The organism is Variovorax sp. 01N425, from assembly GCF_056399465.1.
Window position 1 is genome coordinate 125,238 of sequence record NZ_JBFTRJ010000001.1, and the last position, 11,854, is coordinate 137,091.

10 protein-coding genes are annotated in these 11,854 nt (G+C 70.8%); 5 read left to right on the forward strand and 5 right to left on the reverse strand.

The annotated features are described in order from the left end of the window. Positions 1–14: 14 nt before the first annotated feature. Entirely contained in the window at positions 15–1,271 is a 1,257-nt protein-coding gene (locus tag AC1DSC_RS00595; protein WP_062362814.1) for an MFS transporter, read from the reverse strand. Next, positions 1,258–1,791, reverse strand: coding sequence for a GNAT family N-acetyltransferase (locus AC1DSC_RS00600; RefSeq protein ID WP_062362811.1), 534 nt, complete (start codon positions 1,789–1,791; stop codon positions 1,258–1,260). The genes AC1DSC_RS00595 and AC1DSC_RS00600 overlap by 14 nt, the downstream gene beginning before the upstream one ends. A 49-nt stretch (positions 1,792–1,840) precedes the next feature. Between AC1DSC_RS00600 and AC1DSC_RS00605 the strand changes: the two genes are divergently transcribed. Beyond that, entirely contained in the window at positions 1,841–2,782 is a 942-nt protein-coding gene (locus tag AC1DSC_RS00605) for a LysR family transcriptional regulator (RefSeq protein ID WP_062364424.1), read from the forward strand. On the opposite strand, the gene AC1DSC_RS00610 is transcribed toward AC1DSC_RS00605, so the two are convergent. The 3 genes from AC1DSC_RS00610 to ppc form a co-directional block, all read right to left on the reverse strand. Next, positions 2,763–4,001, reverse strand: coding sequence for an MFS transporter (locus AC1DSC_RS00610; protein ID WP_018903235.1), 1,239 nt, complete (start codon positions 3,999–4,001; stop codon positions 2,763–2,765). The two genes, AC1DSC_RS00605 and AC1DSC_RS00610, sit on opposite strands and share 20 nt — an antisense overlap. Before the next feature lie 159 nt (positions 4,002–4,160). Continuing rightward, positions 4,161–4,736: a hypothetical protein gene (locus AC1DSC_RS00615; RefSeq protein WP_062362808.1), complete on the reverse strand. Its 576-nt coding sequence runs from the start codon at positions 4,734–4,736 to the stop codon at positions 4,161–4,163. Then, positions 4,733–7,576: a phosphoenolpyruvate carboxylase gene (gene ppc / locus AC1DSC_RS00620; RefSeq protein ID WP_062362804.1), complete on the reverse strand. Its 2,844-nt coding sequence runs from the start codon at positions 7,574–7,576 to the stop codon at positions 4,733–4,735. The genes AC1DSC_RS00615 and ppc overlap by 4 nt, the downstream gene beginning before the upstream one ends. An 82-nt stretch (positions 7,577–7,658) precedes the next feature. Between ppc and hemC the strand changes: the two genes are divergently transcribed. From hemC to AC1DSC_RS00640, 4 genes are read left to right on the forward strand one after another with little or no spacing between them, the layout of a single operon-like run. Continuing rightward, positions 7,659–8,585 carry a hydroxymethylbilane synthase gene (hemC, locus tag AC1DSC_RS00625; RefSeq protein WP_062362801.1) on the forward strand — a complete coding sequence of 309 codons (927 nt, stop codon included), beginning with the start codon at positions 7,659–7,661 and terminating at the stop codon, positions 8,583–8,585. A 17-nt stretch (positions 8,586–8,602) separates the two neighbouring features. Beyond that, positions 8,603–9,376 carry a uroporphyrinogen-III synthase gene (locus tag AC1DSC_RS00630; RefSeq protein ID WP_062362798.1) on the forward strand — a complete coding sequence of 258 codons (774 nt, stop codon included), beginning with the start codon at positions 8,603–8,605 and terminating at the stop codon, positions 9,374–9,376. After that, positions 9,373–10,464, forward strand: a complete 1,092-nt coding sequence (locus AC1DSC_RS00635) for a uroporphyrinogen-III C-methyltransferase (RefSeq protein ID WP_062362794.1) — start codon at positions 9,373–9,375, stop codon at positions 10,462–10,464. The genes AC1DSC_RS00630 and AC1DSC_RS00635 overlap by 4 nt, the downstream gene beginning before the upstream one ends. 1 nt (position 10,465) lies before the next feature. Beyond that, positions 10,466–11,749, forward strand: a complete 1,284-nt coding sequence (locus AC1DSC_RS00640; protein ID WP_012746524.1) for a heme biosynthesis HemY N-terminal domain-containing protein — start codon at positions 10,466–10,468, stop codon at positions 11,747–11,749. Positions 11,750–11,854: the final 105 nt, after the last annotated feature.

Below are 11,854 nucleotides of genomic sequence, written 5' to 3' on the forward strand. Positions count from 1 at the left end.
GACGCCGGCGAAGTTCAGCGCGCACGCCGCGCGCGCTCCAGCCGGCCGAAGCGCACGATCATCCACGGCCCCAGCAGCGCGCCGAGCCCGACCGAGCTCCATGCCGCCACCCAGCTGTACGTGCTGCCGAAGCCGAAGCGCGTCTGTCCCCTGTCCAGCACCAGGCCGAACACCCAGGGGCTCAGCGCACCCGCGCCGAAGCCCATCACCGAGCGCACCGAGTACGCCACGCCCAGCCGGTGCGGCGCCACCACGTCGGCCAGCGCGGTCGAATAGACGGAGGAGTCCGCAATCGCGAGCAGGTTGTAGAGGGCGGCCATCACGGCCAGCAGCCACAGCGGCCAGGTCCACATCCAGCCGAACGCGAAGGACATGCACAGGCTCATGAGCGTGGCGGCCATCATGATGCGTGCGCGGCCGAAGCGGTCGGACGCGGCACCGCCCCCGATGCTGCCGAACACGCTCACCAGGTGCGCGAACGCCGCCAGCGCAATGCCCGCGCCCTGCCACGGCGCGGCGCCGCCGGCCGAGGCGACCAGGTAGGCCGGCAGCCAGGCCCACAGCGCCATCAGTTCCCAGCAGTGGAAGGCATAGGCCCAGTTGCCGGCCATCGCGGGCTTGTCGCGCACCGTCTCGGCCAGCGCATGCCAGGTGCCTTCGCGCGGCGGCGTTCCTGCGCCGGCGGCCGGTGCGGGCGGCCGCATGCGCCGCAGCGCCGGCACCGTGAGCAGTGCGCCGGCGAAGGTGCAGCCCGCCGCCGCCAGCAGGCCGAAGCGCCAGTGCAGGGCGTGGCTGAAGGCCGCCACCACCGCCAGCGACAAGGCGTAGCCCATCGACGCCGAACCAAGAAAGAGCCCCATCGCCCGGCCGCGCACGGCGGGCTCGGCGTTGCGCGCGAGCAGCTGCAGGCCCGGCGTGTACGAGGCGCCCGCGCACAGCCCGGCCAGGCCGTAGAGCAGCAGCGCCGAAAGATGGCCGTGCGCGAAGGCGGCAAAAGCCAGTGCCGAGCACGCGCTGACCGCGCTGCCGATCAGGAAGACGCGGTGCGGGCCGTAGCGGTCGGCCAGCAGGCCGACGGCGAACAGCGAACTCATGTAGCCCACGTGCCATGCGCTCTGGATCGAGCCAGCCTGCGCGGCCGTCATGTGCCAGTCGGCCATCATGAAGGGCAGCACGCCGGAATAGGCGGTGACCACCATGGCCTGCAGCAGCCGGCTCGCGCACAGCAGCGCAAGCCATCCGCGCGCGGGGGCCGGTTCAGCGCAGCGCACGTTGCATGAGCACGGTGTCGACCCACTGCCCGAACTTGAAGCCGACGTTGCGCAGCACGCCCACCGTCTCGAAGCCCAGGCCCTGGTGCACGCGCTGCGAGCCCGCATTGGCGCTGTTGCCGATCACCGCCACCATCTGCGCGAAGCCGCCGTCGGTGCAGCGCCGGATCAGCTCCTGGAGCAGCGCGCGGCCGATGCCACGGCCCTGCATGCCTTCTGCCACGTAGATCGAATCTTCGACCGTGTGGCGGTAGGCGGAGCGGCTGCGGTAGGGGCTTGCATAGGCGTAGCCGGCCACCTCGCCGTCCTTCAGCGCGACAAGGTAGGGGAGGCCGCGCGCCAGCACGCCGGCGCGGCGCGCCTGCATCTCTTCGACGCTCGGCACCTCTTCCTCGAAGGAGCACAGGTCGTGCAGCACGTAGCGGCTGTAGATGGCCTGTACCGAAGGCATGTGGTGCGCCCCGGCGTCGAGGATTTCGGTGGAGGCGAGAGCTTGGGTGGCTTGAACAGGCGAAGGCATGGTCCGGATCTTGACGCTGCGCGGACGATAAGTGAAGCTTCGCCGACTGATGCAAGGCATAAGGAATACTTTGGATAAGACGCTCAACCTCGACCAGCTCCGGTCCTTCGGCCTGGTGATCGAAACCGGCAGCTTCTCGGCTGCGGCCGACCGGCTCGGCCTCACGCAGCCCGCGGTGAGCCTGCAGGTCCGCCAGCTGGAGCGCAGGCTCGCGGTGCGCCTGGTCGAGCGCGTCGGCAAGCGCGCCAAGGCCACGCCGGCCGGTGCGGAACTGCTGCGGCACAGCCACCACATCGAAACCGCGGTGGAGAACGCCATCGACGCGCTGGCGGACCATGCGAGCGGCGTCACGGGCCGCGTGCGGCTGGGCACCGGTGCCACCGCCTGCCTCTATTTTTTGCCGGCCGTGCTGCGCAGCCTGCGCGAGCAGTTTCCGGCGCTCGGCATCGTGGTGAGCACGGGCAACACCGACGACCATGTCCGCAAGGTGGAGGAGAACAGCAGCGACCTTGCGCTGGTGACGCTGCCGGCCGCGGGCCGCTCACTGAGCGTGGTGCCGGTGCTCGACGACGAATTCGTCGCCATCGGCCGCAGCGACCTTGCGCCGCTGAAGGCGCGCGTGGCACCCGCCGACCTGGCGGCGCTGCCGCTGGTGCTGTTCGAGCCCGCGGCCAACACGCGCAAGCTGGTCGACCGCTGGTTCGCGGACGAAGGCCTGCAGCCGCAGCCCGTCATGGAACTGGGCAGTGTCGAGGCGATGAAGGAAATGGTGGCTGCGGGGCTGGGCTACGGCATCGTCCCGCGCATGGCAATGACGGGCCGCGGCGCGCACCCGGGCCTGAAGATCAGCCGCCTGGCCCCCCGCATGCACCGCACGCTGGCCGTGGTGATCCGGCGCGACAAGCCGGTCAACAAGGCCCTGCGCGTGGTGCTCGATGCGATCCTTGCGGCGGGCGCACAGGCCAGCCGCGCTACTCGGCCGAAGAAGTAGCGAGCGCGGCGCCGCCGCGCGCCCGGCCCAGCGTGCCGACGATCAGCGCCGCGATCAGCACCAGCACGCCGCTGAGCACCATCGCGCTGGAGATGCCGTGGTTGTCGACCGTCACGCCGCCGATCAGCGCGCCGGAAGCGATTGCCACCTGGAAGCCGCTCACGAGCAGGGCCTGGCCGGCTTCGGGCGCGTCGGGCACGGCCTCCATCATCCAGCCCGTGAGCGCGACCGGGATCAGGCCGAAGGCCACGCCCCAGATCACGACCACCACCGCGCCGGGCACGAAGCCGGAGCCGATCACCGTCGACAGCAGGAGCGCGGTCGCGAGCATCAGCGCCGCCAGCAGGGTGGTGCCGCGCACGCTGCGCGCCACCAGGCTGCCGCCGAGGAAGGTGCCGACAAAGCCCACCGCGCCATACACCAGCAGCAGCGTCGAGACCGAGTTGGGCGCGAGGCCGAACACCTGCTGCAGCAGCGGCTTCAGGTAGGTGTAGGCCGCGAAGTGGCCGGCAATGAAGAACAGCACCGCGAGCAGCCCGACCTGCGCCATGCGCCGCGTGAGCGGCGTGAGCAGGTCGCGCGCACCGATGGCGCGCACCGGCGGTATCGCGGGCAGCAGCCACAGCTGCACCAGCAGCACCGCGGCCGCGAGCGCGCCGGTCACCGCGAACGAGGCGCGCCAGCCGAACTGCGTGCCCAGGAACGAACCCGCGGGCACGCCCAGCACGGTGGCGGCGGACACGCCCGCCAGCACCAGCGACATGGCGCGCGCCTTGGAGGCGTCCGGCACCAGCTGCGTGGCGGCGGCCGGCGCAAAGGTCCAGAAGCCGCCCACGCACAGGCCGAGCATGAGGCGCGCGACCAGCATGGTCGCGAAGTTGGGCGCAAAGGCGGCCAGCAGGTTCGAGGCGATCAGCAAGGTGGTGAGCGCGATCAGCACGGTGCGCCGGTCGAGCCGGCCCGAAGCGACGATGAGCGCGGGGCCGGCAAAGGCCGCCAGCACGCCGGGCATGGTGATCATCAGGCCGGCCGTGCCGTCGGACACGTTCAGGCCGCGGGCGATGTCGGTCAAAAGGCCGATGGGCATGAACTCGGTCGAGACCATGGCAAAGGTGCCGACGGCGATCGAGCCGACCGCCAGCCAGGCGGAGCGGGCGGTCCTGGCGGGCTCGGGCGCAAGATCGTCGATGCAGGGGTTGCTGCTGGGTGAATTCATCATGGGAAGAAGTCCTGGACCGCGTCGGCAAGCGCATACCGACACGTTGTTGCGAAAGGCTTCCCAGTGTCCGGGCGGACAGGCCCGCCACCAAGGGGCCTGCCGGCAGTAGTCAGTTTCCCGGCGGCGAACAATCGACCCTTTTGCCGTTCCCCACCTTCCCTAGATATGCGGTGCGCGAAGCTCCAGCACGCGCCCATCGGCAATGAACGAATCGCCCACCAGCACGCGGAAGGCCGCACCTGCAGGAAACCGGGGGCCGGCGGTCTGCGGCGACAGCAGCTCGATGTCCAGCGCATGCGGCTTGCCCCGCGCGAGCGCTCCCCCCGGCGGCACGAACCAGCGCGCCGAGAAGCCTTCGTTGCCGACCACCAGCGCGCAGCGGTATTCGCCCGGCGCGAGCGGCACGTCGTGCGAAGGCAGTGCCGGCGGGCGCAGCCTGAGCTCGGCCAGGAAGTGGGGCGTGAACGCGCGCGCCGCATCGAAGCCCGCGGGCTCGGCCGGCGCCGCGCGCCGCGGCAGCTTGCCGATGAGCCAGGCAATGACGTTGCCGATGATCGGCACCCACAGCACCATCAGCAGCGTGCCGATGTCGCGCGTGGTCGTGCCGCGCTCGGCGTAGTGCCGCACGATCGCGCCCGCGACCGCCAGGCCCAGCAGGATGAGGACGATGAGCCTGCGGCGGGACTGGATGGTGGTCATCGTGGAGGCATTGCCCTTCGGTGCATTGGCCTTCATCCGGTGTTGCGCAGGCCGGCCGCCACCCCGTTGATCGAGATGTGGATGCCGCGCTGCAGCCGCTCGCCGCCTTCGCCCGCGCGGTAGCGGCGCATCAGCTCGACCTGCAGGTGATGCAGCGGATCGATGTACGGAAAGCGGTGGCGCACCGAGCGTTGCATCTCGGCGTTGCCTTCGAGCCTTTGCTTGGCGCCGGTGATGAGCGTGAGCGCATCGGAGGTGCGGTGCCATTCGGTGTCGATCATCGAGAACACCTTCTGGCGCAGCTTGCGGTCGGTCACCAGCTCGGCGTAGCGCGAGGCCAGCGCGAGGTCGCTCTTGGCCAGCACCATGTCCATGTTGGAGAGCAGCGTGCGAAAGAACGGCCACTGCGCATACATGCGGCGCAGCAGCGCAGTGCGCTCCTTGCGCGCGGCCGGCGTTGCGGCCGAGGCCAGGAACTGCTCCACGCCCGAGCCGAAGCCGAACCAGCCGGGAATGGTGAGCCGGCACTGGCCCCAGCTGAAGCTCCATGGCACAGCGCGCAGGTCGTCGATCTTGTGGCTCGGGTTGCGCGAGGCGGGACGCGAGCCGATGTTGAGTTCGGCAATCTCGCGGATCGGCGTGGAGCCGAAGAAGTAGTCGCCGAAGCCCGGGGTTTCGTAGACCAGCTTGCGGTAGGCCGACATGCTCGCGCTCGACAGCTCCCCGGCCGCCGACAGGAACGTGGCGGGCGCCGACTTGGCCTGCGGCAGCAGCGTGGCTTCGAGCGTGGCGGCCACCAGCGTCTCGAGGTTGCGCCGGCCGATCTCGCGGTTGGCGTACTTCGAGCCAATGACTTCGCCCTGTTCGGTGAGGCGGATCTGGCCGCGCACCGTGCCGGGCGGCTGCGCGAGGATCGCCTGGTAGCTCGGTCCGCCGCCGCGTCCCACCGTGCCGCCGCGGCCATGGAACATGCGCAGGCGAATCGGGTTGGCCTTCTTCTTGTTGAGCTCGTCGAACAGCGCCACCAGCGCGATGCCCGCGCGGTAGAGCTCCCAGTTGCTCGTGAAGATGCCGCCGTCCTTGTTGCTGTCGCTGTAGCCGAGCATCACGTCCTGCTCGGCGCCCGAGCGCTCGATGAGCGCCTGGATGTTCGGCAGCGCATAGAAGGCGCGCACGATGGGCGCGGCATTGCGCAGGTCCTCGATGGTTTCGAACAGCGGCACCACGATCAGGTCGCAGGTGGCCTTGCCGTTCATCGCGCCGCGCAGGAGGCCCACTTCCTTTTGCAGCAGCAGGGCCTCGAGCAGGTCGCTCACCGTCTCGGTGTGGCTGATGATGTAGTGGCGGATGGCCGCCGCGCCGTAGCGCGCACGCGCCGTGCGTGCGGCCGCGAAGATCGCGAGCTCGCTCTGCGCCAGCGGCGAGTACTCGGCATCGGGCACGCGCAGCGGACGCGCGTCGTCGAGCAGCTTGAGCAGCAGCGTCTGCTTCGCTTCTTCCGCCAGCGAAGCGTAGGCCGGCTCGATGCGTGCGGTGGCCAGCAGTTCGGCGATCACGGCCTCGTGCTTGTCCGAGCTCTGGCGCAGGTCGACCGTGGCCAGGTGGAAGCCGAACACCTCGACCGCGCGGATCAGCGGCCGCAGGCGCGGCGCCGCCAGCACGCTGCCGTGCTTCTCGACGAGCGACTCTTCCACCGTGCGCAGGTCGTCCAGGAATTCCTCGGCCTTCGCATAGGGGTTCTGCGGCGGCACGGCGTGGCGCGCGGCCTCGCCGCCGGTGAGATCGCGCAGCGTGGCCGCCAGCCGCGCATACACGCCGGTGAGCGCGCGGCGGTAGGGCTCGTCCTTGCGGTGCTCGCTGGTGTCGGGCGAGCGCGCGGCCAGCGCCTGCATCTCGACCGACACGTCCACCAGCGTGGCGGACAGCGAGAGCTCGCCGCCGAGGTAATGCACTTCGGTGAGGTAGTGGCGCAGTGCCAGCTCGGCCTGGCGGCGCAGCGCGTATTCGAGCGTTTCGGCCGTCACGTTGGGATTGCCGTCGCGGTCGCCGCCGATCCACTGGCCCATGCGCAGGAAGGGCGCCACCGAAGGCAGCACGCCGCCCTGGCCCAGCGCCTTTTCGAGGTCGGCATAGACGCGCGGAATCTCGCGCAGGAAGGTGGCTTCGTAGTAGCTCAGCGCGTTCTCGATCTCGTCGGCCACGGTGAGCTTGGAAAAGCGCAGCAGCCGCGTCTGCCAGATCTGCGTGACGCGGATGCGCATCTGCGTTTCGTTCTCGGCAAACTCGAGCGGCGTAAGCGCGTCCTTGGCGCCCGCGTAGGCGCTCTGGCGCAGCTTGATCTCGTCGCGCGTGGTGAGCAGCTGAGCAATGGCGCGCTCGGCATCGAGGATGCTCTTGCGCTGCACTTCGGTCGGGTGCGCGGTGAGCACCGGCGACACGTAGCTGCGTGCCAGCGAAGCCACCACCTCGTCGGGCTTGACGCCGGCCTTGCGGATGCGCGCAAGGGCGGTCTGCAGGTCGCCGTCGGCGCTTTCGCCCGCGCGCTCGGCCTCGGTGCGGCGGCGGATCAGGTGCCGGTCTTCGGCCAGGTTGGCCAGGTGGCTGAAATAGGTGAAGGCGCGGATCACGCGCACCGTCTCGGCCGCGCTCAGGCCCTTGAGCAGGTTCTTGAGCGCGCGGTCGGCCGCCTGGTCGGCATCGCGGCGGAAAGCCACCGACAGCGTGCGGATCTTCTCGACCAGCGCATAACTTTCCTCGCCCTCCTGTTCGCGGATCACGTCGCCGAGGATGCGGCCCAGGAGCCGGATGTCGTCGATCAGCGGCTGGTCTTCGGCTTGCCGGCGCTTGGGCGGCGCAGGAGTCTTGCTGGCTTTCATTTCGATGTTTTTCCTGGTCTAGAAAGAATGCGCCGCCTGCGTTGTTGCGGCGCAACATGCTAGCATTCCAGAGGTCTTCAACATGTACTTTTTGGGAGCGGCCTTGAGCAATATCGTGATCGCCACGCGCGAAAGCCGGCTCGCCCTGTGGCAGGCCGAGCACGTGCAGGCGCTGCTGCAGGAACGGGGCCACGCGGTCAGCCTGCTGGGCATGACCACGCGCGGCGACCAGATCCTGGACAAGTCGCTCAGCAAGGTGGGCGGCAAGGGCCTCTTCGTGAAGGAACTCGAACTCGCGCTCGAGGAAGGCCGCGCCGACATCGCGGTGCATTCGCTGAAAGACGTGCCGATGGACCTGCCCGAGGGCTTCGTGCTGGCCTGCGTGCTGGAGCGCGAAGACCCGCGCGATGCGCTGGTGTCGCCGCGCCATGCCTCGCTCGACGAACTGCCGCAGGGCGCCGTCGTCGGCACCTCCAGCCTGCGGCGCGTGGTGCTGCTGCGCGCCTTGCGGCCCGACCTGCGCATCGAGCCGCTGCGCGGCAACCTCGACACCCGCCTGCGCAAGCTCGACGAAGGCCACTACGACGCCATCGTGCTCGCGGCGGCCGGGCTCAAGCGGCTCGGGCTCGAGCATCGCATCCGGGTCGCCTTCGATCCCGACACCATGCTGCCGGCCGCGGGGCAGGGCGCACTCGGCATCGAGGTGCGGGCCGACCGCACGGACCTGATCGCGCTGCTGGCCGCCTTGTCGCATCCGCGCGATTGGCTGGCCACCGCCGCCGAGCGCGCGGTGAGCCGGTCGATGGGCGGCAGCTGTTCCATGCCGCTGGCGGCCCATGCGCGCTGGCAGGCCGACGGTGCGCTGCGCGTCGATGCGGCCTGGGGCGACCCCGAAGGCAACGCTGCGCTGGTGCGGGTCCATGCGCAAGCGCCGGCCGCCGACTTCGCGCAGGCCGGCGCCCTCGGCGAGCGTGCCGCCGCGCTGCTGCGCGACGCCGGCGCGCACTGAAGATTCTTCAAAGAGCGATGGCTGCCAAGCCCGTCATCGTCACGCGGCCGGCGCGCGAGGCCGCGCAGTGGGCGGACGAATTCCGGGCCGCCGGGCTGGACGCCGCGGTGCTGCCGCTGATCGCCATCGAGCCCGCCATCGAGGTGGAGCCGCTGCGCGCAGCGTGGAAGCATCTTCCCGACTACGCGGCGCTGATGTTCGTGAGCGCCACGGCGGTCGAGCATTTCTTCCTGCATGCGGAAGAAGGGCAACGCGCAACCGGCCCGCGCTTCTGGGCCACGGGACCGGGCACGGCGCGCGCGTTGTTGCGTGCCGGCGTGCCGCAAGACGCCATCGACGCACCGCCTCCCGACGCCGCCCGCTTCGACTCCGAGGCGCTGTGGGAGCGCGTGAAAGGGCAGGTCGGCCAGGGCGTGCGCGTGCTGATCGTGCGCGGCGGCGATGCGGCCGGCCAGCCGAGCGGACGCGACTGGCTCGCGCGCGAGATCGACGCCGCAAAGGGGTTGCGCGACACGGTGGTCGCCTACCGGCGCCTGCCGCCATCCTTCGACGACGCGGCGCGTGCGCTGGCACTCGACGGCGCCGCGGGGCGCGCGGTCTGGCTGTTCAGCAGCTCGGAGGCCATTGCCAACCTGTGCGATGCCATGCCGGGCACCGGCTGGCATGCGGCATGCGCGGTGGCGACCCATGCGCGCATCGGCGAAGCCGCGCGGGCCGCGGGATTCGGTGTGGTGCGCGTGTGCCCGCCGCTGCGGGAAGCCCTGGTCGCGTCGATAGAATCCTTCACATGAGTGCTGCGTCCCCGTCCGACGACTTCTCCCCCCCATCTGCCGCCGCGCCGGTGCCCGCCACGCTGGCGATGGCGCAGTCGCCCGAGTCGCAGGCGGCCGCCGCAACAATGCTCTCGCGCGTCGGCTTCGGACTGCTGGCCATCGTGGCATTGGCGGCCCTGGTGATGGCCATCTCGCTGTGGCAGAAGGTCGGCGGCATGCAGGAGCAGCTGGCGCGCCAGAGCGCCGATGCGCTGGCCCAATCGCTCGAGGCGCGCACCCTGGCCCGCCAAGCCATCGACACGGTGCGCGAGACCGCGGCGCGCGCCGCGCTCACCGAAACCCGCGTTGCCGAGGTCGCGCTGCAGCGCTCGCAGCTCGAAGAACTGATGCAGAGCCTCTCGCGCTCGCGCGACGAGAACCTGGTGGTCGACATCGAATCGGCCGTGCGCCTCGCCCTTCAGCAGGCGCAGGTCACGGGCAGCGTCGAGCCCCTGCTCGCGGCCCTCAAGTCCGGCGACCTGCGCATTGCGCGCGCCGCGCAGCCCCGGCTGGCGCCGCTGCAGCGCGCCATGCAGCGCGACGCCGACCGCCTGCGCAGCAGCGCGAGCGCCGACAGCGGCGAGGCGCTGCAAAAACTCGACGAGCTGATGCGCAGCGTGGACGACCTGCCGCCGCTCAACGCCGTGGCCATGCGCGGCTCGGGGCTCAATGCCTGGCAGCCGGAACCCATTCCCGCCGATGCCGCCTGGTGGGAGAGGGTGCTGCTGACGATACGCGCCGAAGCGCGGTCGCTGGTGCGGGTCGGGCGCATCGAGCGGCCCGAGGCGGTGCTGCTGGCACCCGACCAGACTTATTTCCTGCGCGAGAACCTCAAGCTCAAGCTGCTCAATGCGCGGCTTTCGCTGCTGTCGCGGCAGGTCGATGCCGCGCGCAGCGAACTCGCCACGGTGGCCGCATCGCTGAACCGCTATTTCGATCCCGCATCGCGGCGCACGCAGGCCGCCGCCACGCAGCTGCAGCAACTGCAGGCGCTGATGAAAACCGCCGAACCCCCGCGCATCGACGACACGCTGTCGGCGCTGGCCACGGCCGCGGCGGGGCGCTGAGGTGAGAGCCGCCCTCTGGCTCCTCGCGCTGTTCGCCGTCGCGGCGGCGGTGGCGCTGTTCGCGGGCAACAACCAGGGCACGATCACCGTGTTCTGGCCGCCGTGGCGGGTCGACCTGTCGCTGAACCTGGTGCTGGTCATCCTGCTGGCCGCGTTCGTGCTGCTCCATCTTGCATTGCGCGGCCTGGCGGCCTTGTTCTCGCTGCCGACCCAGGCGCGCCAATGGCGGCTGCAGCAAAAGGAACGCATGCTGCACTCGGCCCTGCTGGACGCCATGGTGCAGCTGCTGTCGGGCCGCTTCTCGCGCGCGCGCAAGGCCGCACAAGCCGCGCTGGTGCAGGAGAAAACGCTGGCTGCGCTCGGCGCGAGCCTGCCGCAGTCCCAGCAGGTGCGCGTGCTGTCCCACCTGCTGGCTGCCGAGAGCGCGCAGGCCCTGCAGGACCGGCCCGCGCGCGACGCCCACCTGCAGCAGGCGCTCAACGAAAGCGTCGAGCGCAACGTGCTCGCCAGTCCCGAAACGCGCGAGGGCGTGCAGCTGCGCGCTGCGCGCTGGGCACTCGAAGACCACGATCCCGCGGGAGCCCTCACCCGGCTCGAGGAGCTTCCCCAAGGCGTGCAGCGGCGCACGCTCGCGCTGCGCATCCGGCTGAAGGCGGCGCGCCAGGACGGGCGCACGCTCGAAGCGCTGGAAACGGCGCGCCTGCTCGCCAAGCACCGGGCCTTTTCCGATGGCGCGGCGCAGAGCATCGTGCGCGGCCTCGCGACCGAGCTGCTGTCGGGCGCGCATGACCCGGCACAGCTGCTTCGCGCCTGGGCCGAGCTCGACGCGGCCGAGCGCGAAATGCCCGAGGTCGCGATTCACGCCGCCCAGCGCATGGTGGCGCTGCGCGGCGACCTGTCGCTGGCGCGCGGCTGGCTGCTGCCGGCCTGGGAGCGCATGGTGTCGCAGCCCCGGGGCCTGGGCGACACGCTGCGCGTCAAGATGGCGCGCGCCCTCGAGGCGGGGCTCGACTCGGTGGATGCCGATTGGCTGGCCCGCATCGAAACCGCGCAGCGCAACAACCCGCGCGACCCCAACCTGCAGTACCTCGCGGGCATGGCCTGCATGAAGCGCCAGCTCTGGGGCAAGGCCCAGCAGCTGCTGATGCAGGCCGGCCTGGGCCTGCAGGACACGGAGCTGTACCGGCGTGCCTGGCTGGCACTGGCCGAACTGGCCGAAACGCGCGGCGACGAAGAGCAGGCCGCAGCGGCCTGGAAGCGCGCAGCGCAGACCGAGAAGGCCTGACCGGCATCGGCACCGCGCTGCGGCGCTTGCCGCTCTTGCGTTCCCCATAAAAAAACGGCGCCGATGTGGCGCCGTTCTTCCTTGCCGCCGGGCCCTCGGGCCCGG

Coding starts and splice junctions, on each gene's coding strand:
- AC1DSC_RS00605 (WP_062364424.1), top strand. CDS start 1,841: ATGCAAGGCATAAGGAATACTTTGGATAAGACGCTCAACCTCGACCAG.
- AC1DSC_RS00600 (WP_062362811.1), bottom strand. CDS start 1,791: ATGCCTTCGCCTGTTCAAGCCACCCAAGCTCTCGCCTCCACCGAAATC.
- hemC (WP_062362801.1), top strand. CDS start 7,659: ATGTACTTTTTGGGAGCGGCCTTGAGCAATATCGTGATCGCCACGCGC.
- AC1DSC_RS00630 (WP_062362798.1), top strand. CDS start 8,603: ATGGCTGCCAAGCCCGTCATCGTCACGCGGCCGGCGCGCGAGGCCGCG.
- AC1DSC_RS00635 (WP_062362794.1), top strand. CDS start 9,373: ATGAGTGCTGCGTCCCCGTCCGACGACTTCTCCCCCCCATCTGCCGCC.
- ppc (WP_062362804.1), bottom strand. CDS start 7,576: ATGAAAGCCAGCAAGACTCCTGCGCCGCCCAAGCGCCGGCAAGCCGAA.
- AC1DSC_RS00615 (WP_062362808.1), bottom strand. CDS start 4,736: ATGAAGGCCAATGCACCGAAGGGCAATGCCTCCACGATGACCACCATC.
- AC1DSC_RS00610 (WP_018903235.1), bottom strand. CDS start 4,001: ATGATGAATTCACCCAGCAGCAACCCCTGCATCGACGATCTTGCGCCC.